This is a genomic window from Pedobacter ginsengiterrae, from assembly GCF_039537385.1.
Taxonomy (GTDB): domain Bacteria; phylum Bacteroidota; class Bacteroidia; order Sphingobacteriales; family Sphingobacteriaceae; genus Pedobacter; species Pedobacter ginsengiterrae.
In genome coordinates, this window is record NZ_BAABAK010000019.1 from 120,083 (window position 1) to 144,445 (window position 24,363).

Annotated in this window: 24 protein-coding genes; 11 read left to right on the forward strand and 13 right to left on the reverse strand. The window is 34.3% G+C overall.

The features are described from left to right. Positions 1 to 66 precede the first annotated feature (66 nt). From ABD692_RS18055 to ABD692_RS18065, 3 genes are all read left to right on the forward strand, one after another. On the forward strand, positions 67 to 1,977 hold the full coding sequence (locus ABD692_RS18055) for a beta-N-acetylhexosaminidase (protein WP_344769203.1): 1,911 nt from the start codon (positions 67 to 69) through the stop codon (positions 1,975 to 1,977). 62 nt (positions 1,978 to 2,039) lie between these two features. Further along, positions 2,040 to 2,642 carry a hypothetical protein gene (locus ABD692_RS18060; protein WP_344769205.1) on the forward strand — a complete coding sequence of 201 codons (603 nt, stop codon included), beginning with the start codon at positions 2,040 to 2,042 and terminating at the stop codon, positions 2,640 to 2,642. 24 nt (positions 2,643 to 2,666) lie between these two features. Then, positions 2,667 to 3,035, forward strand: a complete 369-nt coding sequence (locus ABD692_RS18065; RefSeq protein WP_344769207.1) for a diacylglycerol kinase family protein — start codon at positions 2,667 to 2,669, stop codon at positions 3,033 to 3,035. Here ABD692_RS18065 and ABD692_RS18070 read toward each other — a convergent pair. The 3 genes from ABD692_RS18070 to ABD692_RS18080 are packed head-to-tail and all read right to left on the reverse strand — an operon-like array spanning position 3,027 to position 4,699. Further along, positions 3,027 to 3,584, reverse strand: a complete 558-nt coding sequence (locus tag ABD692_RS18070; RefSeq protein ID WP_316761470.1) for a DUF922 domain-containing protein — start codon at positions 3,582 to 3,584, stop codon at positions 3,027 to 3,029. The two genes, ABD692_RS18065 and ABD692_RS18070, sit on opposite strands and share 9 nt — an antisense overlap. A 37-nt stretch (positions 3,585 to 3,621) precedes the next feature. Further along, positions 3,622 to 4,215, reverse strand: a complete 594-nt coding sequence (locus tag ABD692_RS18075; protein ID WP_316761478.1) for a hypothetical protein — start codon at positions 4,213 to 4,215, stop codon at positions 3,622 to 3,624. Beyond that, positions 4,202 to 4,699 (reverse strand): RNA polymerase sigma factor, encoded by a 498-nt coding sequence (locus tag ABD692_RS18080; protein ID WP_316761481.1) that lies wholly within the window; start codon positions 4,697 to 4,699, stop codon positions 4,202 to 4,204. The genes ABD692_RS18075 and ABD692_RS18080 overlap by 14 nt, the downstream gene beginning before the upstream one ends. 160 nt (positions 4,700 to 4,859) lie before the next feature. On the opposite strand from ABD692_RS18080, the gene ABD692_RS18085 reads away from it, so the two are divergent. From ABD692_RS18085 to ABD692_RS18100, 4 genes are all read left to right on the forward strand, one after another. Continuing rightward, positions 4,860 to 6,236: a dicarboxylate/amino acid:cation symporter gene (locus ABD692_RS18085; RefSeq protein ID WP_316761484.1), complete on the forward strand. Its 1,377-nt coding sequence runs from the start codon at positions 4,860 to 4,862 to the stop codon at positions 6,234 to 6,236. Between the two features lie 41 nt (positions 6,237 to 6,277). After that, positions 6,278 to 6,778, forward strand: a complete 501-nt coding sequence (locus ABD692_RS18090) for a hypothetical protein (protein ID WP_344769211.1) — start codon at positions 6,278 to 6,280, stop codon at positions 6,776 to 6,778. Between the two features lie 111 nt (positions 6,779 to 6,889). After that, positions 6,890 to 7,252: a BlaI/MecI/CopY family transcriptional regulator gene (locus ABD692_RS18095; RefSeq protein WP_316761488.1), complete on the forward strand. Its 363-nt coding sequence runs from the start codon at positions 6,890 to 6,892 to the stop codon at positions 7,250 to 7,252. 4 nt (positions 7,253 to 7,256) lie between these two features. After that, positions 7,257 to 8,732 carry a M56 family metallopeptidase gene (locus ABD692_RS18100; RefSeq protein ID WP_344769213.1) on the forward strand — a complete coding sequence of 492 codons (1,476 nt, stop codon included), beginning with the start codon at positions 7,257 to 7,259 and terminating at the stop codon, positions 8,730 to 8,732. A 37-nt stretch (positions 8,733 to 8,769) separates the two neighbouring features. Here ABD692_RS18100 and ABD692_RS18105 read toward each other — a convergent pair whose 3' ends face one another. Both ABD692_RS18105 and ABD692_RS18110 read right to left on the reverse strand, forming a co-directional pair. After that, entirely contained in the window at positions 8,770 to 11,433 is a 2,664-nt protein-coding gene (locus tag ABD692_RS18105) for a TonB-dependent receptor (protein WP_344769215.1), read from the reverse strand. Continuing rightward, positions 11,430 to 12,389, reverse strand: a complete 960-nt coding sequence (locus ABD692_RS18110) for a GLPGLI family protein (RefSeq protein WP_344769217.1) — start codon at positions 12,387 to 12,389, stop codon at positions 11,430 to 11,432. Before ABD692_RS18110 ends, ABD692_RS18105 begins: the two co-directional genes overlap by 4 nt. Positions 12,390 to 13,106: 717 nt before the next feature. Between ABD692_RS18110 and rplU the strand changes: the two genes are divergently transcribed. After that, positions 13,107 to 13,418 (forward strand): 50S ribosomal protein L21, encoded by a 312-nt coding sequence (rplU, locus tag ABD692_RS18115; RefSeq protein WP_010601215.1) that lies wholly within the window; start codon positions 13,107 to 13,109, stop codon positions 13,416 to 13,418. Between the two features lie 52 nt (positions 13,419 to 13,470). Further along, entirely contained in the window at positions 13,471 to 13,881 is a 411-nt protein-coding gene (gene rpmA / locus ABD692_RS18120; RefSeq protein WP_316761500.1) for a 50S ribosomal protein L27, read from the forward strand. A gap of 126 nt (positions 13,882 to 14,007) precedes the next feature. Here rpmA and ABD692_RS18125 read toward each other — a convergent pair whose 3' ends face one another. From ABD692_RS18125 to ABD692_RS18145, 5 genes are all read right to left on the reverse strand, one after another. Continuing rightward, positions 14,008 to 14,982: a polyprenyl synthetase family protein gene (locus tag ABD692_RS18125; protein WP_344769222.1), complete on the reverse strand. Its 975-nt coding sequence runs from the start codon at positions 14,980 to 14,982 to the stop codon at positions 14,008 to 14,010. Positions 14,983 to 15,177: 195 nt separating this feature from the next. Then, positions 15,178 to 17,310, reverse strand: a complete 2,133-nt coding sequence (rnr, locus tag ABD692_RS18130) for a ribonuclease R (RefSeq protein ID WP_344769224.1) — start codon at positions 17,308 to 17,310, stop codon at positions 15,178 to 15,180. Between the two features lie 92 nt (positions 17,311 to 17,402). Continuing rightward, positions 17,403 to 18,458 (reverse strand): sialidase family protein, encoded by a 1,056-nt coding sequence (locus ABD692_RS18135; RefSeq protein ID WP_344769226.1) that lies wholly within the window; start codon positions 18,456 to 18,458, stop codon positions 17,403 to 17,405. After that, positions 18,439 to 20,142 (reverse strand): ABC transporter ATP-binding protein, encoded by a 1,704-nt coding sequence (locus ABD692_RS18140; RefSeq protein ID WP_344769228.1) that lies wholly within the window; start codon positions 20,140 to 20,142, stop codon positions 18,439 to 18,441. Before ABD692_RS18140 ends, ABD692_RS18135 begins: the two co-directional genes overlap by 20 nt. Next, positions 20,142 to 20,855, reverse strand: coding sequence for a 3'-5' exonuclease (locus ABD692_RS18145; RefSeq protein ID WP_344769230.1), 714 nt, complete (start codon positions 20,853 to 20,855; stop codon positions 20,142 to 20,144). The genes ABD692_RS18140 and ABD692_RS18145 overlap by 1 nt, the downstream gene beginning before the upstream one ends. A gap of 79 nt (positions 20,856 to 20,934) precedes the next feature. Here ABD692_RS18145 and ABD692_RS18150 point away from each other — a divergent pair, with 79 nt between their 5' ends. Beyond that, entirely contained in the window at positions 20,935 to 21,432 is a 498-nt protein-coding gene (locus tag ABD692_RS18150; RefSeq protein ID WP_344769232.1) for a DUF1579 domain-containing protein, read from the forward strand. Positions 21,433 to 21,557: 125 nt separating this feature from the next. Further along, on the forward strand, positions 21,558 to 22,766 hold the full coding sequence (locus ABD692_RS18155; protein WP_344769233.1) for an MFS transporter: 1,209 nt from the start codon (positions 21,558 to 21,560) through the stop codon (positions 22,764 to 22,766). A 41-nt stretch (positions 22,767 to 22,807) separates the two neighbouring features. On the opposite strand, the gene ABD692_RS18160 is transcribed toward ABD692_RS18155, so the two are convergent. The 3 genes from ABD692_RS18160 to ABD692_RS18170 all read right to left on the reverse strand — a co-directional run bounded on the left by ABD692_RS18160 (position 22,808) and on the right by ABD692_RS18170 (position 24,289). After that, entirely contained in the window at positions 22,808 to 23,707 is a 900-nt protein-coding gene (locus ABD692_RS18160; RefSeq protein WP_344769235.1) for a DUF72 domain-containing protein, read from the reverse strand. A gap of 125 nt (positions 23,708 to 23,832) precedes the next feature. Next, a complete protein-coding gene (locus ABD692_RS18165; protein ID WP_344769237.1) occupies positions 23,833 to 24,072 on the reverse strand; it encodes a DUF5615 family PIN-like protein in 240 nt (79 codons plus the stop codon). Beyond that, entirely contained in the window at positions 24,053 to 24,289 is a 237-nt protein-coding gene (locus ABD692_RS18170) for a DUF433 domain-containing protein (RefSeq protein ID WP_316737547.1), read from the reverse strand. The genes ABD692_RS18165 and ABD692_RS18170 overlap by 20 nt, the downstream gene beginning before the upstream one ends. Between the last annotated feature and the right edge of the window lie 74 nt (positions 24,290 to 24,363).

A 24,363-nucleotide genomic window follows, 5' to 3' on the forward strand; every position in this document is an offset into this window, starting at 1 on the left:
CAGTTTCTTTTTGTAATCTCTATCTTAGTTTGAAATAAATTAAATTATCTTAACCTAAATCAAACCATGAACAAAGCATTCTCGATTTTTATTGGCGTATTAATCAGCACCAGTGCATTTGCGCAGCTTGATCCCAACCTCGGGATTATCCCTGCTCCAGTTTCCGTTACCAGAGCAAACGGCAATTTTATTTTAGATAAAACAACTGTTTTAATTAATCAAAGCATCGACGGCGCAAAGACGGCTGATTTATTAAACGCATTTGTAGTTACAAAAGCAGGTTTTGCATTACGCGAAACTAAAATCTCACAGCCAAATCAAAAAAGCATTGTTTTAACTTCAGCAGGAGCAGATAAATTACCTGCAGAAGGTTACACAATCAAAGTTACACCAACACAAATCGTACTTACAGGTAAAGGCGCAGGTTTATTTTATGCCGTTCAATCGGTTATGCAAATGTTACCAAGCAAAACTGGCGATAAAATTATGGTTCCAGCGGTTGACATTAATGATTATCCTCGTTTTGGCTACAGAGGAACAATGCTCGATGTAAGTCGTCATTTTTTTCCAATTTCATTTATTAAAAAATATTTGGATCAATTGGCTTATTATAAAATTAACACCTTCCACTGGCATTTAACTGATGACCAAGGTTGGAGATTAGAAATAAAAAAATATCCAAAATTAACTACAGTAGGTTCGTCTAGAAATGGTTCCATTATTGGTAATTACCCTGGAAATGGTAATTATTTAACCGAAGTAAAAGGATTTTACACGCAGGATGAAGCCAAAGAAATTGTAAGATATGCAGCCGAAAGATACATAACAGTTATTCCAGAAATTGAATTACCTGGTCATGCATCGGCGGCAATTGCTGCTTATCCAGAATTAAGTTGTTTTCCAGATAGAGATACATTTGTAAGTGATAAAACACCGTGGTCAGGTAGTAGAAAAGGAAAACAAGTACAGCAAACATGGGGTGTTTTTGATGATATTTTCGTTCCATCAGAAAATACATTTACGATGTTAAATAATATCCTTGATGAAGTAATTGCGATTTTTCCATCAAAATATATTCACATCGGTGGTGATGAAGCTCCGAAAACTTACTGGAAAGAATCGCCATTTTGCCAAGCTTTAATGAAAGAAAAAGGCTTAAAAGATGAGCATGAATTACAAAGCTATTTTATTCAAACTATAGAGAAACACGTTAACGGAAAAGGTCGTTCGATTATTGGTTGGGATGAAATTTTGGAAGGTGGTTTGGCACCAAATGCAACTGTAATGAGTTGGAGAGGTGAAGATGGTGGAATTGCTGCAGCCCAACAAAATCACGATGTAATTATGACGCCAGGTTCTATGGGTTTATACATCGATCATAAACAGTCTAACTCACCAGATGAGCCTGTAACAATTGGAGGATTTGCACCTTACCAAAAGATTTATGGCTACGATCCAGTTCCGAAAGTTTTAACAGCAGATCAAAGAAAATATATAAAAGGCGTTCAGGCTAATATGTGGACAGAATATATCAAAACCCCAGAAAAAGCTGAAAATCATGCTTTTCCACGTATAATGGCATTATCTGAAATTGCCTGGAGTCCTGTAGAGCGTAAAGATTTAAAGAATTTTACTGAAGAACGTTTACCTGCTCACTTAGCCCGTTTAGATAAGATGAATATTAATTTTTGGATTCCTACACCAATCGGACAGAGTGATAAACCATTAACTGGTGGCGATTTTACCATCGATTTAAAAGTCCCTGTTGTTGGCGGAAAAATCTATTATTCTTTAGATGGTTCTCGACCTTCTGAAAATGCATTTTTATATACTGCACCTGTAAAAGTAACTGTTCCGCAAGGCGAAAAAAGAACTTTAAGAACAATAGTTATTGCACCAAGTGGCAGAAGAAGTGTTACAAGCGAAACCATTTTAAATAATGGTGCTCCAGAGGTTAAGGCAGAAGCGAAGAAATAAAATCTTTTGTTTTAAAAAGCTATTTTCTTAATTTGGTACAACATAAAATTGTCCCCAATAAAATGAAAATAAAAAATTATACATTACAGCATCTTTTGCTTTTGGCAGGGATGCTGTTTTGTTTTGCATGCTCCGAAGCCGAACCTGTAAAAGAAGTTAGAATTGATAATCCAAAAACGGAGAAAAACCCTTTTAAATTTTATAAAGATATTGAAGTAAAACCTGGGCTCAATTTCGAAATTGTAAGTTGGGGAAAAGGCGTAGACTCTATAGGTGGTTATCAAATTTTGATGTCTGATTCAGTTAAAAGTGTTTATAAGTCAGAAGCTGCTGAAAGGAAAGGAGTAATGACTGATGCCTGGAATATGGATTTGGATAATGATGGAGCTCCTGAAATTTATATCCAGCTTTTAAGTAAAAAAAATGTACTCGATTTAAATGTTTTCGAATATTCTGGTGGTAATTTTAATAAAATAAGTTTTCCTTCATTAAGTTCAAATCAAAAGAAAGGTTATATTGGTGATGATAAATTTTTTATAAAAAATGGTGATTTATTTCGTTCTTTTCCTGTTAAGGATGAAGCTGATTCTACTAAAAAAATAATTAAAACATATCAATATAAATTAAGCGGAAACAGTTTTTCAACCAGCGAAGTTAAACCTTAAATTACATCCTTTGTAGGTTATAAAATGAAAGATAAAGAGTTTTCAATCATTGCGAGAGTCAAGAGCTTTAAACATGCTTTTAATGGTTTAAAATTATTTTTTACAAATGAGCATAATGGATGGGTTCATCTTTTAGCGGCAGTTTTAGCAATAGCACTATCTTTATATTTAAACTTATCGACTCTAGAATGGATTGCAATTATCTCGGCGATAGCAATCGTTTTTGCAGCAGAAATATTCAATTCTGCAGTAGAAAAATTGGCTGATGTTGTGACTTCTGAAATTAATCCCCAAATAAAAATTGTTAAAGATTTAGCAGCGGCTGGAGTATTAGTTACTGCAATTTTAGCGGTTTTGATTGGCGCTATAATTTTTTTACCAAAATTATTTTAGCTCAGCAGCTGCTTTAGATTCTTCCATTTTATCGCTGATTATTTTATCCCATCGGGCCTGCATTTTATGATTGCTGCCATGTTCAGTTTCTTCATCATAGTTTTTCTGCATGGTGTCGAAGTAGTTACTAATTTCGTTGGCTAATTGTGAGATTTGAGCCTTGTAGTTTTTAACGGAATAGTTGCGATTCTTTAAAACCCGATCGGCTTCCATTAATAAAACATATTGAATATTTACATGGCCTTGTTCATGATGCAAAAGGTTTTGTCTCGATTCTTCAGTTTTAACTTTATCGAGCTTAACCCACGAACGGCTTTTATCAATGCTTATTTCATTTTGCAGCTTTATTTCAACGCGGTTACGATAAACAGTAGAACCGTAACTATACTTCCAGGTCATCGCGGTAAGCGCATAAAAAGGAGAATTGTTATCAGGCTTACCTTTAAAATGTATATTCCAATCTAGCTGAACGGGTTCTGTAAAATCCTGTTTAAAAGAAACTAGTGGTATAATTAGTAGAGATAAAAATGCAATAAGCAGGTTTTTCATAGAATTAATCTATTGAAAAAACCGTGCCTAAATTATCTTATTCCGAAATTTGTCCGCTTATGCGCTCAAATTTTTCGATCAATAATGAGATTCTTTCTTTTTCACGTTTGATTACTGCTTTCCTTAAAATTGTAGAACAGAAAAGCATCCATAAAAAAGTTAAACCAACTGCGATAACCTTTTGAGCCATATTAAAATAAGCCAAAATTTCTACAAAATAGAATATAATGCCTAATGATAAAGCGATAACATAAAACCAATATAGCGAGTTGTAAAGCTTGTAACGGTTTAATTGATAGGTTTTTAAGTTGTTAAGATATTCATTAGGGTGAACCGTGAAATCAGTTTTTGAGATTAATCTGTAATCACGATAAAGAATTAAGGTATAAACACCAATTGCTATAATAGTTATGCTAATGCCCACGTGTGTAGTCCACGATTCGAAATGGTAAAATATCCACAAAGCAGCAATGGCTATAAACGAAGCAAGCATGCCCAGGATATTTAAAGCCGATTTTAGCTTTAATCCATTTACTTCTTTTTTAGCTTGTTGTAACATTTCATCAGCAGAAACCTTAACTTCTACCTCGTGCTTTTGCCACAACTCCTGTATTTGATCAAACGCTTGCATACTGGTTATATAGTTCTGTTAATTTTTGTTTAATACGGTGGATTTTCACTCTTAAATTGCCTTCGCTAATACCTGAAATATCTGCAATTTCGTGATATGGTAACTCATCCAAAACCATGGTGATAATTAAACGATCATTTTCTTCGAGTTTGGAAATGCAGGTATAGAGAAGCGCAACCTGCTCATTCTTTTCAGAAAATTCCTCGATTTTACTTTCGATTATATTATCAGTTAATTCGTCTTTTGCCTGTCTTTTTTCTGAACGCAAATAGGTTAAACAAGTGTTTACGGCAATTCTATATATCCAGGTAGAGATAAGAGATTTGTTTCTGAATTTATCGAGGTTTTGCCAAACTTTTAAAAATGTTTCCTGTAAAAGATCATTTGCTGAATCAGTATCGCCAGTATAACCGTAACATAAATGGAATATTTTTTTGGAATTCGAATCGAAAATCTCTTTAAATAGCTTATCTTTTTGTTCCATTTACTAGGTTATAATTGCGTTTTAGATGTTTGATTGCATTTTTTGTTACAGGATAGCCAAAATTATATTAATTTTTGGTTATCGCAGAAATCAAAATTTGTTACAAGCGGTAAATATCGTAGTTTTACCGAATTAACAGGGCCACAAACTTATATCATTCATGAAGAAAAACAAACTCACGCTTTTTATTTTTATTGCGCTGATTGCAGGAATTGCTTTAGGCTACATTCTAAATGTTAATTCTATTAATGTTTATAATCAAAATATACTTAACGCTGATGCAAAAGTTAAAAACATAGAAGTTAGCATTGCAAAATCTACCGATACCACAACTGCTCAGTTTACTCAACTCAAAGTTGATAAAAAGTTAAATGCTAAAATCAAAAAAGAGAACGAAGAAATTCGCGAAAAAAAACTGGAGTATTTTACTCTGTTAAGCGATATTTTCCTTCGACTAATAAAAATGATTGTTGCTCCATTAGTATTTACAACTTTAGTAGTTGGAGTTGCAAAGGTTGGCGATATTAAAGCTGTAGGAAGAATTGGCGGTAAAACGCTTGGCTGGTTTATGGCAATGTCGTTAATGTCGCTGGTTTTGGGGATGATATTGGTTAATTTGTTCGAACCAGGAAGACACATGAAGTTATCGCTTCCAGATCATTTGGTTAATACAGGAATTCAAAAAGCATCAATGAGTGTTAAAGACTTTATTGCCCATGTTTTTCCTAAGAGTATTGCCGAATCTATGGCAACTAACGAAATTTTGCAGATTGTTGTTTTCTCGTTATTCTTTGGTGTGGCAACAGCTGCAATTGGCGATTTGGGTCAGGTTGTAATTAAAGCTTTTGATGCCATTGCTCATGTTATTTTAAAAATGACTGGTTATGTAATGAACTTTGCACCATTGGCCGTTTTTGGCGCTATGACTGCAATTATTGCTAAACAAGGCCTATCTGTATTAAATACATATGCAATTTTTATTGGCGAGTTTTATCTCGGTTTAGGTATTCTGTGGGCCGTATTAATTTTCTTAGGATTTTTAGTTCTCAAAAAACGTATTTTCAGATTAGTCAACGATATGAAAGAGCCTGCTTTACTTGCTTTTAGTACAGCAAGTAGTGAAGCGGCTTACCCTAAAACGATGATGCTTTTAGAGCGTTTTGGTTGTAAAGATAAAATTGTAAGTTTTGTTTTGCCGCTTGGTTATTCTTTTAATTTAGATGGCTCGATGATGTACATGACGTTTGCTTCGCTGTTTATAGCGCAAGCCTATGGGATTCATTTAAGTTTCGAACAACAAATATCAATGCTTTTAATTTTAATGCTTACCAGTAAAGGTATTGCAGGCGTGCCCAGAGCATCTCTTGTAGTAATTGCGGGTACAATTGCAAGTTTTAATATTCCAGAAGCTGGTTTGGCTTTGCTTATCGGTATAGATCCACTATTAGATATGGGCCGATCGGCAACAAATGTTGTGGGTAACAGTATTGCAACAGCGGTAGTTAGTAAGTGGGAAGGCGAATTAAAAGACGCATAAACCTAAAAGTTTAATCATTCAAATAATCAAAAATAAATAAAGTGTCAAGTAGAGGAAAAAAGATATTTTTAGCGCTCACCATCATCGTTCCGATGATTATTTATTGTTACATATATTATAAGCCAATTATCCAAAATGCTCCATTTCGTAAAAAGGATTTTGTTTCAATGGATTATAAATGGGGAGTTAAAGATCCTTTAGAAAATCAATATAATTCTGCAGATAGTTCTTATCAATATGTAAACAGTCGCGATTCAATCATTCTAAAAAAAGTGCCTTTAAATAGCGATGACATTTTATATATCCATAGTAAGGCAAATGAATTAGGTCTTTGGAATTTTCCAGATACGATTGGAACAAAGAGTTCAAAATCAATGAGCATTCCTCGTTACGATATGTTTTTTAAGTACAAAGAAAAATCCAAGCATGTTGTGGTTTATGGCGATTTTGATGGCAATCCAAAACTTTTAGATGCCGCCATGCAAATGAGGAAAATAATTGAAGAAACTTTAAACCAGGCAGAGAAGAGAAGCGGTAAATAAAAACTGTTCTACAATCTTTAAAAGCATTAATAAAATACCAAACATCAGTATTTTATTAATGCTTTTTTGTTTTAAGATGATTTCGTATATTTACGATATATTCGTAATTAAATGGAGAAGTTAACTTTACAGGAAGAAGAAGCAATGCTGGCCGTTTGGCAGGTTGGAAAAGGCTTTATTAAAGATTTTATGGATGTTTTGCCAGAGCCCAAACCACCATATACAACTTTAGCATCAACGGTGAAAAACCTCGAACGCAAAGGTTTTTTAGTTAGCGAACGCTTTGCAAATGCAAACCGATACAGTGCAAAAGTTAAGGAAACAGAATACAAAAAGCGTTTTATGAATGGCTTTGTGAATAATTATTTTCAAAGCTCGTATAAAGAGTTGGTTGCTTTTTTTGCCAAGGATAAGAAGATAAGTGCGGAAGAACTAAAAGAGATAATTAACCTCATCGAAAATCCTGAAAAGTAATGTTATGCCACATTTCTTTCTAATCTTATTTAAAATTAATTTGGTTCTGTTGCTTTTCGCAGCAGCTTACCACCTGGTTTTACGCAAACTTACTTTCTATACTATTAATAGAGTTTTTTTGCTTTTTGGAATACTTTTCTCAACCGTGTATCCATTTATCAACTTAACAGAGTTTTTTGGAAATAATGAGGTATTGCCTGCTTTTGTTCCAGGATTAAATCAAAACGTTGAAGCTTTGGCTAAAGTCGATTTTTTTGACCTAATGTGGCATAGCTTAACGTTTGTATTTTATGTAGGTATGCTTTTTATGGCTTTCAGATTATTGATTCAGTTTATATCGCTAAGCCGAGTGCACAAGAATTCAAAGCCAGGGTTAATTGAGAGCCAAAAAGTTAGAATTTTAAGTGATGAAGTGAGCCCTTTTTCATTTTGGCAAACCATTTATGTTAATCCGATTTTACATAAAAAGGAAGATTTAAATAACATTATTGAGCATGAAAAAGTACATGTCAAAGAACTACATACCATCGATATTATTCTAACCGAGATAAGTTTGGTTTTTTATTGGTTCAATCCTGGTATTTGGTTAATGAAAAAGGCAGTTCGCGAAAATATAGAGTTTATTACCGATGCTAAAATTTTAAATAAAGGAATAGATAAAAAAGCATATCAATATAGCTTGTTAGATGTTGGAACATTAAGGCCATCAGTTGCAATAGTTAATAATTTTAATCTTTCTGATTTAAAAAAGAGAATAAAAATGATGAACGCTAAACGCTCATCAAAAGTTAACTTAACAAGGTATATGTTTGTTTTGCCTGTTCTACTGTGCATTACGCTTGCTTTTACAATTGACAAGAAAGCTGTTCAAACTAAAATATTGCCCATAGAAAAGATTTTTATCGAGATTTTACCAAAAATCGATGTTAAAGAAAAACGTAACCGCAAAGTTTTAAATAAGCGAAAAAGTGCAGGTCAACCAAAAATTGAAACAAAGCAACAAGAATTGAATATTAATAAAGATACCATAGCATTAGATGTTGTGTTTAAAAGCATGGAAGATTTAGCTTTAGTAAAGGATAAAGAAGGATCTAAAAAAAGTTTTATTACGAAGTTCTTTTTTAATACTGGTGATACAATCCATACCGAAAATAAACCCGATGTAAAAAATATAATCATCAGAATTAAAAAATCGGAAGATGAAAATAGAGCTGCCGAGCCATTAAAGGCAGTTAATTTTATTCATCTAACAAGCATGGCAAATGCATCGAAAGATAGTTTGGGGGCACCTAAAAAAGTTTACACCTATACAAATACTACTACAATGGATGTGGGTGCAAAGCGTACTAAAACTTTTACTTATATTTTAAATGGAAATGAGATTTCGCAGAAAGAAATTTCGAAAATAATGCCCGATGAAATTTTAAGCATAACCTTGAATAAAGAAGGGATTATGAATCTTAAAACAAAAAATAAATAAAATAACAAAGCCTCTGTTACCCAGAGGCTTTGTTATTTTAAAAATTAAACCTGGCTTTTAGCATTGCAACTCTTCCAGGAATTAGATAGGTTCCTGTTGTTAGCGAGTTTGCCGAAATGTAAATGGCATCAAATTGTTTAATGTTGGTTAAGTTGGTTATCCCAAATTCAATATCTGTTTTAAGCTTCACCATTTTATATTTTACATTCGCATCAGCAAACAAGTATTTCAAATTTGGCTGACTGGACTGATGTGTAAATAGGTGTTCAGCTGATAAATTTAGATACACATTTTCGAATGTGGTAATCGCCAATGAAGATTGCTGCCTCAATTGCTGAAAGTTAGTATTAATTGCATTTGCAATATCAGCTTTGTTATCGGTAATAGAATAAGTTGCATTGTACGACCAATTCATAAAACTTGCTAGTTTAGCTTCGATTCCTGCTTTATATGATAGTGTTTTCGAATTAAACGGCAAAAGTTCTCCGTTTTGAAGTTGATCATATTTGCTTTGCGAAAAATTAGCACCCAAGTTTACCGTACTCTTTAATTCGAAAAGATATTTGCTCGCATTTGCACTAAATGATAAGTTTTTAATATGATTTGCTAAAGGCAAAACAACTCGCTGTTGGATATTATTACTTAGATTATAAGACGATATGGTGTTAAGTTCTGTAGTACTGTAATTGGCCGATGCATTGAAGAAGAACATCTGCATTGCTTTCCTAAAATTAAATGCACCACCAAAACCATGTATTTTTGATTCGGAAATAGGGGCATTGTTTGCAAATAACGATCGGTAGTTTTTTAATATAGTTCCGCGAAAAACATCATCTATGCCACCCAAATCATTTTTATAAAAGTAATTGGCTGTTAAATAATTTTCAATCCCTGTTTGGTATTTAATATTAAACGATGGATTTAAAAACAATTTATTTAAGAGGTTCTCTAAAGCATTTTTCGGGTCGCTGTAATTAATTCGATTATAGCTTAACGGTAAACTCAAACCAGCTTTAAATTTATCACTTGTAAAATCATAATTGGCTTCCGCATAAACTCTGCTTTTAAACCAATTTAAATCATTAACAGTACTTTGCGAAACCAATTCTGAGGTCTGATTATTTTGAATACGATAAAGTTCAGAATTTAAATTTTGCTGTTGAAAATTAAGCCCCGTTTTATAAGTCTGAACGAAACCTCCATTTACAAAAGCAAATGATACATAGTTGTTCGTGTACCATGTTGGCAATTTGATGTATTGATTTAAGCCCAAATAGCTATTGCCATTATTCAGTATATCTGCATTTAAACCTGGAGAAATGTTCAAAGCTTCTGGCTGGGCAGTTCGATTTAAATACGAATAAAAATTGATTACATTTTCTGATTTTAGCTTCTTGCGATAATTGAACTCATTTGAAAGATCAAAGGTTTCTTGTCTTAAAATTTGATTTGCGGCAACATTATTAATAGAAAAGGCCGATGTAGTTTTAAAAGGTGAATAATCCAAAACGAAATTATTGTTGAGATAATCACCTTCAGCATTTTTGTTTAAATTGAATTGAGCCCTTAGCTTTTGTGGATTAATCTCATTGTTCTGAAATTCTGAATAACTAATTGTTTGGTCTGCTAAATAGGTTTGCGAAAATTTATTATACTGCTGTTTTCGTTCATCATATAAGTAAGAAATGTTTGCCCTTAACTGCAAATCCTGATTAAACTTATACAAGTTATTGAAATTTAATACTGCCGCTTTGTTGAATAGATACCTGCTTTGTGGCAACGAAGGCACGCCAGCAGCTCCTGTAGATAATAATCCGCTTGGTTTACTGTTGTCTACACGATTCAAGTAATCAGATAAGTTATGCGAGATTAAATCAATACCAGGATCAATGCCAATATTGTTTCCTTTTATATTATTAATGAATTTTAATTTTTTGTTAAACAACATGGCTGTCAGGTTTTCATCAAAGCGATTTGGCGTTCCAGCTCCAACAGTTGCATCGCCCATAACTTTGAGTTTTGCATCATCTTTAATAACCAGGTTTAGGGCTACATCATCGCTGGTGTTGTTTTTGCGCATCATTTTAACTGGCTGATCGTTTTGAATGACTTGCACCTTATCGACCGCACCTTGAGGAATGCTTTTTGTGCCAATATTGTATTTGTCATCCAGCAAATTGTCGCCATCAACATATAAATTAGAAATTGATTTCCCATTATAGCTAATCTTCCCGTTTTCAGCAACCTCAATCCCTGGCATTTTTTTAAGCACATCGCCAATACTTCGGTCTTGCTTATCTGCAAAATCGGCTGTTTTGTAATTTAATGTGTCTCCATTCGATGTTAAAGAAGGCCTATTTTTAACGGTTACGGTTTCCAGGTTGGTCTCACTTGCTTGTAAAATTAAATCCTGACTTTGGTTAACATCTGCAATTGAAATTGATTGTTTTTTATAGCCAATGCTCGTAGCCTCAATTTTATAACCAATAACCTGATCATTTTTAATCTGAAGATTAAACGCTCCATTTTTATTCGTTCTGGTAAAACTGATGATATTTCCTTCAATATCCTTCAAATTAACATTTACAGACTCTACGCCCATACCTTTAGCATCTTTAACAATGCCTTTAATAGGTTTTTGTGCAAAAACGCAAAAAGAACCTATTAAAAACAGGACTAAAATTAATGTAGCCTTTCTCATTTTTTATCAGAAATTTCGATAGGATTGTTTATTTCTGGTTTATTAATAGTTGATGATCCACTTGGACGAGGGGCGGTATTCATTTTGAATGTTCCTTGCATGCCGTTAGCCGCCATTTGCGCTTGCATAAATCCCTGCGGATCTTTATCACGGGCTTCTCTTAGCTTATCAAGTTCTTTTCTGGTTGTTTTTATGGCGTCAGAAGGGAGTTTAATTTCTGTACCCAGATAAGCTGTACTGGTTTCAATCCCTGCAATTCTAATCGATCCGAAAGAACCGTTTGGCATCGTGATTTTCTGTTCATCGCCCGAAGAATTATTTTCTTCTCCTTCGGTAACATTTTCTAAACCTGCAAATTCAAATTTTACTTCTTTTTTTTCATCATAAGCTTCCACAATTAGTCCAGGCAAGCCATTTAACTTCCAGGGACCACTTTGAAAAGGAATTTCATTAGCAAACCAGGCAATCCAGTTTCTTCCTTTAAAATTCGTGGTAGCCTTTTGGCACGCAATACCCGAGAAACTCATGGTATCTTTTGCTATTTTCCAATCAATTTGGGCGGCAGGTTCTTCGATAATGTAATTGTTAAACAATTTTTCTTTACTAAACATTTTATGCTCGTTAGCAAAAAAGAAATAATCTATTTGTGTAACTGGCGACTTCATTTCGCTCTTAATTTCAATTTTCATGTTCGCACTTCCCGATTGATTTTTTAATTGCTCTAAAATTTGTTTTTTGCCATTAATTGCCTGATTTAGTTTGTCGTAACTTGTATAAACAGAAGCGTTATTTCCAGTTACAAGCAACATGTTTTCTTTATGAGGCTTGTCTTTTGCAGTTGTGTCGTTAATATGTGTAAAGGTGTATCTTACTCTGGCTAATGCTTTATCTGGTTTTTGAGCAAAGCATGTTAAGGATAGGGCGGTTGCGCAGCAAACAATTAATGTATTTTTCATAGTTTCTATTATTTAGTTTTCGTAAAACTACGAAATATTCGTAATAAGATAGAGCAGATTTAACATTTTTTAACTAAACACGTTAAGCATTTCTTTTTTTGAAAATTAATGTACTGTAGGTCTTAGGAAATAACAGTCCCGCTTTCTCTGCAATCTTTTTAAAACAACCTCTGTCATTCGCGGGCAAAAAGATATTTTTCATCGGTAGCCGATGCTTCGTGCCTCAGCATACGCAATAATATTTGCGTCAATACAATTTAAAAAGTATTTTCGTTCAATCGGGTTTATTAACATAGGCAGCACAAACCAATTGCAATTTGCTTGGTGCTAACAATAATAGAAATACTTACCTGCGTAAATTAAACCTGATAGGAGCGAACACGCAGCCGAATTTTTATGAGGCAAGTAAAGTGAATAGCAGGGCAGGAGGAACGAGATTATTAGCATGCTGTGCTTTACAAATAGTTAATTTATTTTTAAAATTTAGCCTTCAATTTATTAAGCACTCATTCAGAAAAAGCCTAAATATTGACCGCTTGTGCTTTTTTAAAAAGCTTTTTATAGTATTTACAAATGGATTTTAAATCCCTAAATTCTCTAAATTCTGGGACCTTAAGATTAATTGAAATTTATTTTTAATATCTGTTTGTGTGTTAATTGAATTTGTTCTATATTTGCACCTCGTTAAATAAAAATTATAAAACTAATATTTAAACAATGTACGCAATAGTAAATATAGCAGGACAGCAATTTAAGGTTGCTAAAGACCAGCACCTTTTTGTACACAGATTGCAAGGAGATGAAGGCGCTAGTATTGAATTTGATAATGTATTGTTGGTTGATAATGGTGGTGCAATCACTGTAGGGGCTCCTGCAGTTAAAGGTGCTAAAGTTTCAGCAACTATCGTATCTCATTTAAAAGGTGATAAAGTAATCGTTTTCCACAAAAAACGTAGAAAAGGTTACAAAAAGAAAAACGGTCACCGCCAGTTTTTCACAAAGATTCAGATTTCTGACATCACTCTATAATTAATTGTTAACCCAATAACTCATTATTTAATGAGTTACAAAATATAAAATCATGGCACACAAAAAAGGAGCCGGTAGTTCGAAAAACGGACGTGAATCGCATAGTAAGCGTTTAGGTATTAAAGTTTTCGGTGGTCAGTTAGCTATCGCAGGAAACATTTTAGTACGTCAACGTGGTACAAAACACCACCCTGATAAAGGTGTTGGTATTGGTAGAGACCATACTTTATTTGCTTTGGTTGATGGAACTGTAGTTTTCAGAAAGAAAGCTGATAACAAATCTTACGTTTCTATTCTTCCTATCACAGAAGCAGAAATTGAAGCAGCAGTTGCTAAAGCTCCAAAAGCGAAAAAAGAAGCCGTAGCTGTTGAAGCTGTTGCAGAAGCTCCAGCTAAAAAAGCGCCTGCTAAAAAAGCAGCTAAAAAAGACGAAGCTACTGAAGAAGCTGCATCTGCAGAATAATTAGTATTCAACTTGTAAAAGATGCCTCATTGATGTTAAATCGATGAGGCATTTTTGTTTGCAAGAATATTTGTGTAAAAAAAAACGCTGTTTTTCAGCGTTTTATTAATTAAGATTAAACGGAATTTAATATTGCCTGTTCATTAATTGATTAGTTAAGGTCAGTAAATCTTTTTTGGCTTCATCGTTAACATTTACCTGGTTTAGTAAATTTAAAGCTTTACTCAGATAAGCATCCATTGTTTCTTTTGCAATGTTTCTAATGTTAAGATTATTGTAAATCTGCGTGATCGTTTCAACCTTCTCATTAATAGAAAAATCGGTAAGTTTAGTCCATACCTCTAGCTCCTCAAGATTTTGACCTTCTGCAAGTTCGAATGCTTTTAACAATAGAAAAGTTTTTTTGTTGGCAATAATATCGCCTCCAACTTGTTTCCCAAATTTTTCAGGATCAGCATAAACGTCCAAAATATCATCTTGTAATTGAAATGCAATACCAATATTTTCTCCGAACTGGTATATTAAATCTGCATCTTTTTCGGATGCATTACCTATAATTGCGCCTAATTTTAAAGCACCACCAAGTAATACAGCAGTTTTTAACCTAATCATGTTGATGTACTCTTCAATGCTTACATCATTACGCTCTTCAAACTCCATATCGAGCTGTTGACCTTCGCAAACGCCTTGAGCTGTAGCATTAAAGGTATCAAGCACATCTTTAAGGAAAATAGAATTTACCTTTGCCAAATTTTTATTGGCTTCAACCATCATTACATCACCGCTTAAAATTGCTATGTTGGTACTCCATTTTTCATGAACGGTTGCTTTTCCTCTACGTAAGGGCGCATTATCCATTATGTCATCGTGTATCAGCGTGAAATTGTGAAATACTTCTACTGCCATGGCGGCATTAATAGATTCGTTAGCATCTTCGCCAAATAATTCGGTAGCCATTAATACAAGTAACGGGCGAATTCTTTTACCTCCAAGGTTAATAATGTAAGTTATTGGGTCGTAAAGTTGCTGAGGGCTAGCGGGAAATTTAAGGTTTTTTATTGCCGTTTCTAAAATTTGCTGTAATTGTACTGTTGTATGCATTTTATTTTTTTACTTGCGGAAATTCTTCTAAGGTTTATATAGATTCTTCTTATCTGGAAGTGCGTTTACTAGTTTGATCATCTTTCCAAAATTGCCAATTACGAGGCATATTATTTTTGATTTTCATATCTTCCGTTTACCTGATTGTATCTTAAATTTTTGCTAGAATTGAGTGCTAATTTTTTTTATCAGTTTTTAATCCTGCATTAATGAAAAATCGATCTGCCGTTTAGCTAAATCTACTTTTTTAACTCTAATCATTACTTCGTCGCCCAATTGATATTTTTTCTTTTTACGTTGACCAACTATACAATAGTTTTTCTCATCAAGAACATAAAAATCATCAGAAATATCGCGTAAACGAATCATACCTTCGCATTTATTTTCTTCAATTTCGACGTACATTCCCCATTCGGTAACCCCTGAAATAATTCCTTTATATACCTCGCCTATATTGTTTTCAAGGTATTCGGCCTGTTTATATTTTATCGACGCACGCTCGGCTTCGGCTGCTCGTTTTTCCATAGCAGAGGAGTGAGCACTTGCAACTTCATAAAATTCTGCATCGGCAGATTTTCCCCCGTCTAGATAGGTTTGCAGTAAACGATGCGCCATTACATCAGGGTAACGACGAATTGGAGAAGTAAAGTGTGTATAATATTCGAAAGCTAACCCATAATGGCTAGTTTTTTTTGTTGTGTAAATAGCTTTAGCCATTGAGCGTATAGCCAGAGAAGTTAAAATATTTTGTTCCTTTTTACCTTCAACGTCAGCCATCAAACTGTTTAAAGATTTGGCTATTTCTTTATCCGACTTAGTGTTTACTTTATAACCAAACCTCGATGCAAAATTGGCAAAAGTGTTTAAGGTTTCCATGTTTGGTGAGTCGTGTACCCGATAAACGAAGGTTAATTTCTTTTCTCCCTTTTGCTTTTTGGCAATAAATTCGGCTACCTTTCGATTTGCCAAAAGCATGTAATCTTCGATAAGTTTGTGGGCATCTTTACGTTCTTTTACATAAACGCCAATAGGCTTACCACTTTCATCGAGTTTAAATTTAACTTCGGTGCTTTCGAAACTAATTGCACCGTTTTTAAATTTCCGATCTCTAAGAATATAAGCTAACTCATTAAGTTTTAATATTTCGGTAGCATAATCGCCAGCTTTATTTTCTATAACTTCCTGTGCTTCTTCATAACTGAATCTTCTGTCAGAATGAATGGCCGTTCTGCCAAACCATTCACTTACAATATTTGCCTGCTCGTCTAACTCGAAAACAGCGGCAAAACAAAGTTTATCTTCATGCGGTCGTAGAGAGCAAACGCCGTTACTTAATCGTTCTGGTAACATCGGAATAACCCGATCAACCAGATAAACTGAAGTTGCACGACTATAAGCCTCTTTATCTAAGTCAGTTCCCTGAAGTACATAATGTGAAACATCAGCTATGTGTACACCAATTTCGTGGTTTCCGTTTGGTAATTTTTGGTAAGATATAGCATCATCAAAATCCTTTGCGTCGGCTGGATCAATAGTAAATGTTAATACACTTCTAAAATCTCTGCGCTTAGAAATTTCTTCTGCAGGAATTTCTTCAGGAATTGCATTTGCTTCTTTTTCTACTTGTGGGGGAAAAGATAAAGGAAAACCATATTGTGCTAAAATGGCATTCATTTCTGTGTTATTTTCACCCTGATCGCCTAGAACATGTTTAACCGTACCAATCGGGTTTTTAGCACCTTCGGGCCAATCGGTTAAGCTTACTAAAACTCTTTGCCCATTTTTTGCACCTAAAATATCACCTAACGGAACGAAAATATCATGAAGCATTTTCTTATCATCGGCAATAACAAAGGCAAAGCGATCGGAGATTTTAATTACACCTGTAAAATCAGATTTTGCTCTTTTAATGATTTCAACAATTTCTCCATCATTTTTTCTTCCATCCTTTTTCGCAAAAACATAAGCTTTAACTGTATCACCATGTAAGGCATTTCTTAACTTTCTTGGTGCAACAAATACGTCTTTCTCAAACTCGTCTTCTGGTATAATGTATGCAGAACCATCAGCAGTCATATCTACACGGCCAATAATGAAGTTTTGAAGTTCTTTAAGCTTGAATTTTCCTTTTTCAGGTTCAAGATAAATGCCTGCACCTTTGCCTTCTTTTAAAATCTCGAGAATGGTTTCTCTTGATTCCTGATCGGTGAGGTTTAACTTGGCTGAAACCTGCTTATAGTTAAGTGGCTGATTGCTGTTTTTTTCGAAGATATCACTAACCAGTTGATTCAGAACTAATTTTATGTTTGCAGATTTTTTCTTTGCCATATGCTAAAGTGTATTTACCGAAGATACAGAAAAGATGCAAAATAGGCGGTTTTTAGATGTAAAATGTCAGATTGATGATGCTAAGAAACAATTTATTTAAGTCGTAAACTTACATATTTAATCTTTTTTCTTAGCGAAGTATAACTCAAATGAATTACACCATCTTTACTTTCGATAATTGCAGGATAACTGTATTCGCCTTTTGGATGTTCTTCGAGCGTATAAATATTCGCCCAGTTTTCTCCATCTTTTGAAATGGCCAATTTTAAAACAGAACGACCTTCCCACCAATTTTTGCCAGATTCTAACGGGTTATAAATTAAGATTTGACGACCATCTTTTAAGGTAACGGCATCACTTCCCGAATTTGGATTAGGTAGTTTTGTTGGCTTAAGCTTTGACCAGCTTTCTCCGTTATCTACAGACCAGCTTTCGATAATTACATTTTGTCGGCTTCGGCATAGTAACTGAAGTTTACCATTCGGATAAGTTAGGATAGAAGGTTGAATAACGCCAAAAGTATCACAATCGATATTTATTTTTTTCCAGTTTTTGGCAAATTCATCTGTTTTTTCTATGTGGATGCTCCACGTTTTTTCATCTAAACTTTCGATACTCGATGGATAAAGTATACTTCCATTAAGGATTTGAACAGGTTTATTTTTTATAGGTCCTAAAAATCCATCGGGAAGTTTTTGTGCTAAAGACCAGGTTTTGCCATTATTATTCGATGTTTTATACTCGGCCCACCAGGTTCTAGGGTTGGGTCCAACTTTATAATGTAAGTAAAGTGTACCGTTTTTAGCTTTAAATAAAACTGGATTCCAGCAAGGATAGCGTAAAGTATCGTTCTGAAAACCATTTGCAATTTCTAGCGGTGCACTCCACTTACCATTTTTTTTTGTTGATGACCAGATCGAAACATCCTTACTGCCTTCGTGTTTACCACCAAACCAAGCGCTCATAATAGATTTATCGTCTATTTCGACCAATGTAGAAGCGTGGCAAGCTTCAAACGGTGCATTTTCGAAAATATACTCAGAAGAAATAATTTTTACAAAATTTTCCTGAGCGTTGGACTTAAAATGAATTGCAAAAAGTAGCGCGAAAAGCAATAGTTTGAAATTCTTAATTACCAGGAATTGCATCAATTAGTTTTTTGGTGTAAGCAGCTTTTGGTGCATAAAATATATCTTCTGGAAAACCTTCTTCTTCAATCTTTCCTTTATTCATAACCATAATTCGGTCTGAAATGTGTTTCACAACCGCTAAATCATGCGAGATAAAGATGTAAGTTAGCCCGAATTCTCGCTGTAAATCTTTAATTAAATTTAAAACCTGCGCTTGCACAGAAACATCTAAAGCTGAAACCGATTCATCACAAATGATAAATTTAGGTTCTAATGCTAAAGCACGGGCAATTACAACACGTTGTCGCTGACCGCCACTGAATTCGTGTGGGTAACGATTGTAATGTTCTTCTTTTAAACCAACTTTATTAAGTAGTTCTAAAACTCTTACTTTTCGTTCTCCATCACTTTTAAATAATTTGTGAACTTGTAGAGGCTCTAAAATAGATTGGCCAATAGTTAACTTTGGGTTTAAAGAAGCATAAGGGTCTTGAAAAATAATCTGAATATCTTTTCTAAGTTTTCGCATTTCAGCTTTGCTGATATGGGTAATGTCTTTACCTTCAAAAATTATACTACCTGATGTTGGTTGTATTAACCTTAATATACTTCTACCCAATGTGCTTTTACCGCAACCAGATTCTCCAACAAGACCTAAAGTTTCACCGGGGAAAACCTCGAAATTGATCTGATCTACTGCTTTAACATATTCTTTGTTTTTGGAAAGAAAACCACTATTTACAGGATACCAAGTTGATAAATTTTCAATTTTTAATAAGGGATTTTGCTCGTAAAGCGTCGTTCTTCTCGATTGTATTTCTTCGCTTGTTAACTGGTTAGATGCATTTAAATGTGCTGTGGCATCAGCTATTACACCCGTTAAAAAATCGGCTACCACTGGTAATTTTTTAAGTTGCAAAGCAGGCGAGGGGCGACAAGCTAATAAACCTTTCGTATACGGATGTTGTGGATTATTGAAAATTGATTTTGCAGGACCTTGTTCCACAATTTCACCTTTGTACATTACCGCAACTTCATCTGCTATTTCATTTACAACGCCTAAATCATGCGAAATAAAAATCATTGCCATGTCTCGTTCTTCTTTAAGTTTTAAAAGAAGTTGTAAAATTGTTTTTTGAACGGTAACATCTAATGCTGTAGTCGGTTCATCGGCGATTAAAAGTTTAGGATTACAGCTTAAAGCCATAGCAATCATAACTCTTTGCTTTTGTCCACCAGAAATTTGATGAGGATAACTGTCGAAGATATTTTCTGGTCTTGGTAATTGAACTTCGTTAAAAAGTTCGATGGTATGTTTTTTTGCTTCTGCTTTATTTACATTTTGGTGGAGCATAATGGCTTCTGCAACTTGTTCTCCGCAAGTAAAAACAGGGTTTAACGAAGTCATAGGTTCCTGAAAAATCATCGAAATCTGATTACCTCTGATTTGACGGATTTCATTTGAACTTAAATTAAGTAAGCTAACAGATTCAAAATCAATAGCCCCAGTTATTTTTGCCGAGCGCTCATCATGCAGACGCATTATCGAAAAGGAAGTAACCGACTTACCAGAACCAGATTCGCCTACAATTCCTAAAACTGTTCCTTTCTTTACATTAAAACTAATAGTTTTAACCGCTTTGAACCAGGTTTTCTCGTCTTGATTGTAGAAATCGATATTTAAGTTTTCAACGTTTAGCATCAGGTTACAATTGTAATGTTTTCTGATGAAATTATATCCATTCCCTTAAACTTTAATAAAACCTGAGCGGTAGTAATTACATCTTTCTGGCAATAAGTTACAATTCTAGGTAAATTCTTTTCTTCGTAATAAACCTGTCGAACCATGCTTCCGTCAATATCATCCTTTGGTGTAGGAACATTTAAAATAGCTGCCAATAAATTTAAAGATGTGTAATTTTTATAATCGCCAAATTTCCAAAGTTCCATAGTGTCGATGTGGTTTACCTCCCATGGTTTTTTACCAGAAATTTGTAACTGTATGGGGATTTCAATTCTGTTAACTAACATCCTGCGGCATAAGTAAGGATAATCAAATTCTTTACCATTGTGTGCGCAAAACATTAATGTAGGTACTTGCTTGCTTAATAAATCCGAAAAATCTGTTAGTATTTTATTTTCATCCTCACCATAAATAGATTTAATGCGCAAAAATTGGGTATTGTTTTGCTGATAAAAAATACCCAAGCTAATGCATATAATCTTACCAAATTCGGCCATGATGCCTGCATTTTCATAGAAATCATCAGCGCTCTGTTCAGGTTTTCTTTGATGTTGCGTTTTTTGTGCCCACAAATCTTGTAAATGTTGAGGTACACCATCGTACGAAGCATATTGAGGAACAGTTTCTATATCGATAACCATTACCTGATTGAGATCTACCGTTTTTAGCATAAAACAAGATAATAATTTATTAACTATCAAAAAATAATAATCAGTTTTCAACTCATATAATATTTCTTTAAGTTTGAATATGGCTAAAAGCAAATTTGAATTATCGCTGGAGAAAGGACCTCATAAATTATTGCAAAGTTTGGTAGGAGAGTGGCACGGAAAAACCAAAACTTGGTTTGAAAAAGATTTACTTGCTGATGAATCTCCAATGAACGGAAAAATTACTACAATACTGGGTAGTCGTTTTATATCTTATGATTACCAAGGGAGTTTAGATGGAAATCCTTTTGAAGGAAAAATGATTTTCGGATTTGATATTCCTTACCAAAGATTTACGGCAAGTTGGGTTGATAGTTTTCATATGGGTACGCAAATTATGCTTTCCTCTGGCGAATTTACCGATAATGGTTTTGCTATTTTAGGTACTTATGGAAGCCCTGAGTATGGCGATCAGCCTTGGGGCTGGAGAACGGAGCTAGAGGTTTTAAATGATGACGAAATTATTTTTTCTGCCTATAACATTTCACCCGAAGGGGAAGAGGCTAAGGCAACAGAAACGATTTACAAAAGAATTTAACTAGTAATTGATACCTTTCTTAGTGTTTTTATTACACTAAGTGTTTCTTTAAAGTCAAACTGCACTTTTAAAGCATTATGCTGCTTAATTTTTAAGAGATTTGTAGCATAGCAAGTCTTTGTTTTATGCAGTTCGAAACACAAAATATTTCCATCTCCAAACTAAATTTAACCATTGTTGGTTATGTAGCTTTTACTTTTTTAGGCTATTTTACAATTGGTTTAACTTTAGCCGTTTTGCCAGAATATCTTCATGGAAGCTTAGCATTTAGTACAATGATTGCTGGTATTGTAATTAGTTTACAATACGCTGCAACTTTTTTATTTCGTGGGTTTGGTGGCAAAATTGTAGATAAGAAAGGACCAAAACCTGCGGTAATGATGAGTATGGTAGGTTTTGTTTTAAGTGGCATGTTATTACTTGTAGTCGCATTTTTAAAAGATTATCGAATGTTGAGTTTAGCATTGCTTGTGGTAATGCGTTTGGTAACAGGGTTCTCTGAAGGATTAGTGGGTGCAAGTCCTATTAATTGGGCAATTTTTAAAGTAGGGAGTCAACATACAGCAAAAGCAATAAGTTATAATGGGATTGGAAATTACGGTGCATTAGCTGCTGGAGCCCCATTAGGTGTTATAATCAGCAATACTTTTGGTATTCAATATATAGCAATATTTATTATTTTAATTGGTATCGGTGGATTTTTCTATGCCAAAAGCAAAATAAACATCATAGGAAAGAGCAAGGAAGCACCGCAGTCATTCTTACGCGTGCTTAAAAAGGTTACGCCATACGGATTATGTCTTGCTGCTGGAGGTATAGGTTTTGGTGCGATCTCTACATTCATCACCATTTATTACATAAACCAACATTGGACGGGTGCTGTTCTATGCCTTTCACTTTTTAGTATAATGTTCGTTTTAGGTAGATTGGTGTTTTCGAATGCTATTAATCAATATGGCGGAATGAAAACTGCGATTGCTTGCCTGGCTTTGGAAGTTGTTGGTTTAAGCATTATTGCAATGGCTATCAATCCAACTTTTACACTGGTAGGTGCGGGCATAGCAGGATTAGGTTTTTCTTTAGTTTTTCCAGCACTTGGCGTAGAAGCCGTACGTTTAATTCCTGCTTCAAGTCAAGGTGCAGCCTTAGGGAATTATGGCTTATTTATTGATCTTTCTTTAGGTATTACTGGACCATTACTTGGAGCTGTTTCAACTGGCTTGGGTATGGAATATCTATTTCCATTCAGTTTAAGTATTGTGGCAATGGGCTTGTTATTAGCTTTCGCAATTCAGTATAAAAGGCAAAAGCAAGAGATACAAGCTTTGAGTTAGAATGAAAAATCTTGCGGTTTATAAACTGCAAGATTTCGATTCTAAAATAAAGAAGGCGCTGGGGTAGTTCCATTTCCCATAACTGGGATTTTTAAATCCGTTCCAATCGCTTTGTTTAAATTCTCAATAAAATATGCAGAAAGGAGCGGTGAGGCCAATTCTACGTTTTGGTGAACGAAGAAATACAAATTTTCTAAGCCCTGTTCTTTCCATTCAGCAATTCTTTCCACCCATTCATCTAAGCGAGCATAATCGCTTTCGTGATTTGCGCCAACATATCGAATAAAAGCCGTAGGAGAGGTTAAACGCATATGTAACATATCTCTTCTTCCAGCTGTATCAACAATAATGTTTGCAATGCCGTTCTTCTCAAATAACTCAGCAAATTCTTTCGCAATGGCTGGGTTAGAAAACCACTCTTCGTTTCTAACTTCAACACCTAATGGAATAACTTTAGGGAATTCTTTAACAACGGTTTTTAAGCGATCAAAATCTTTAGGCTTAAAGTTATCATGTAATTGAAGAAAAGCCATTCCTAGCTTATCTTCGAAGTTACTAATCGCATCGCAGAATTGCTCAACAGGCTCTTTCACATTAATCAATCTTTTAAAGTGACTAACTGTATTGGTTAATTTTGGGAAAAACTTAAAGTCAGCTGGTGTTTTTTGCGTCCATGTAATAACCTGTTCGCTACTTGGCATTCCGTAGAATGTTGCATTAAGTTCAATCGAATTAAATTGAGTTGAATAATACGTTAATTCATCTTTTGTCCCCTTTGGATAAAAGCCTTTGAGGTCTGCTTTGTTCCATTTAGCACAGCCAACGGATGCATGAAAGTTTTGTTTAGCTTTATTCGCTGCTAATATTCCTTTCGTTTCTGGAGCATCTGCAGGGAGTGTGAAATCTATAATCGATGGGTCTTCTACTTTACCGAATTGCATGAGTCTTTATTTTATTTCAAATATATCCAAATCCCCATAGATAAGTTCTTCCATAGCATGATAAATTTCACTTTTCAATTTATCATAAAACTGTTTATTAGAACAATTACCAAATCAGAGGAAAATTAACTTTGGCGGAGTTCCTTCCATGCAACAATTTCAGGAAAGTCAGAGTCTTTTGATACGATAACAACCTTTGCTTTGCTTCGGGCCAGATTGTAAACTTCGATATCTGAGGTTTTGTTCAATTTTAGAAAATGAAACGAAATACATTTGATATTTATTTCGTCCATTAGCCATTTGGCGATAATCGGAGAGATATTTTCATCTAACCAAAACTCCCAATCATTCGTAAATATATTCATCCCTAAGTTGTTTTGTGCTAAAGACCAAAGCAGCCTTTATGTCATCAGCCTCGAGGATGGGATGCTCCTCCAAAATTTGTTCGTGTGTCATTCCTGATGACAGAAGTTCCATAATATCAATTACAGTAAATCGATTACCTCTAATTGTTGGCTTACCGCCCATTAGTCCAGGGATGAATGTAATTCTTTCTAATAATTTACTTTCCTGACTTTTCATAATTTAGATATAACAAATAATAACGCACAAAAAAAGCGCCAAGTAAATACTCAGCGCTCAAAGATTTTTATAGA

Coding starts and splice junctions, on each gene's coding strand:
- ABD692_RS18055 (WP_344769203.1), top strand. CDS start 67: ATGAACAAAGCATTCTCGATTTTTATTGGCGTATTAATCAGCACCAGT.
- ABD692_RS18060 (WP_344769205.1), top strand. CDS start 2,040: ATGAAAATAAAAAATTATACATTACAGCATCTTTTGCTTTTGGCAGGG.
- ABD692_RS18065 (WP_344769207.1), top strand. CDS start 2,667: ATGAAAGATAAAGAGTTTTCAATCATTGCGAGAGTCAAGAGCTTTAAA.
- ABD692_RS18070 (WP_316761470.1), bottom strand. CDS start 3,584: ATGAAAAACCTGCTTATTGCATTTTTATCTCTACTAATTATACCACTA.
- ABD692_RS18075 (WP_316761478.1), bottom strand. CDS start 4,215: ATGCAAGCGTTTGATCAAATACAGGAGTTGTGGCAAAAGCACGAGGTA.
- ABD692_RS18080 (WP_316761481.1), bottom strand. CDS start 4,699: ATGGAACAAAAAGATAAGCTATTTAAAGAGATTTTCGATTCGAATTCC.
- ABD692_RS18085 (WP_316761484.1), top strand. CDS start 4,860: ATGAAGAAAAACAAACTCACGCTTTTTATTTTTATTGCGCTGATTGCA.
- ABD692_RS18095 (WP_316761488.1), top strand. CDS start 6,890: ATGGAGAAGTTAACTTTACAGGAAGAAGAAGCAATGCTGGCCGTTTGG.
- ABD692_RS18100 (WP_344769213.1), top strand. CDS start 7,257: ATGCCACATTTCTTTCTAATCTTATTTAAAATTAATTTGGTTCTGTTG.
- ABD692_RS18105 (WP_344769215.1), bottom strand. CDS start 11,433: ATGAGAAAGGCTACATTAATTTTAGTCCTGTTTTTAATAGGTTCTTTT.
- ABD692_RS18110 (WP_344769217.1), bottom strand. CDS start 12,389: ATGAAAAATACATTAATTGTTTGCTGCGCAACCGCCCTATCCTTAACA.
- rplU (WP_010601215.1), top strand. CDS start 13,107: ATGTACGCAATAGTAAATATAGCAGGACAGCAATTTAAGGTTGCTAAA.
- rpmA (WP_316761500.1), top strand. CDS start 13,471: ATGGCACACAAAAAAGGAGCCGGTAGTTCGAAAAACGGACGTGAATCG.
- ABD692_RS18125 (WP_344769222.1), bottom strand. CDS start 14,982: ATGCATACAACAGTACAATTACAGCAAATTTTAGAAACGGCAATAAAA.
- rnr (WP_344769224.1), bottom strand. CDS start 17,310: ATGGCAAAGAAAAAATCTGCAAACATAAAATTAGTTCTGAATCAACTG.
- ABD692_RS18135 (WP_344769226.1), bottom strand. CDS start 18,458: ATGCAATTCCTGGTAATTAAGAATTTCAAACTATTGCTTTTCGCGCTA.
- ABD692_RS18140 (WP_344769228.1), bottom strand. CDS start 20,142: ATGCTAAACGTTGAAAACTTAAATATCGATTTCTACAATCAAGACGAG.
- ABD692_RS18145 (WP_344769230.1), bottom strand. CDS start 20,855: ATGCTAAAAACGGTAGATCTCAATCAGGTAATGGTTATCGATATAGAA.
- ABD692_RS18150 (WP_344769232.1), top strand. CDS start 20,935: ATGGCTAAAAGCAAATTTGAATTATCGCTGGAGAAAGGACCTCATAAA.
- ABD692_RS18155 (WP_344769233.1), top strand. CDS start 21,558: ATGCAGTTCGAAACACAAAATATTTCCATCTCCAAACTAAATTTAACC.
- ABD692_RS18160 (WP_344769235.1), bottom strand. CDS start 23,707: ATGCAATTCGGTAAAGTAGAAGACCCATCGATTATAGATTTCACACTC.
- ABD692_RS18165 (WP_344769237.1), bottom strand. CDS start 24,072: ATGAATATATTTACGAATGATTGGGAGTTTTGGTTAGATGAAAATATC.
- ABD692_RS18170 (WP_316737547.1), bottom strand. CDS start 24,289: ATGAAAAGTCAGGAAAGTAAATTATTAGAAAGAATTACATTCATCCCT.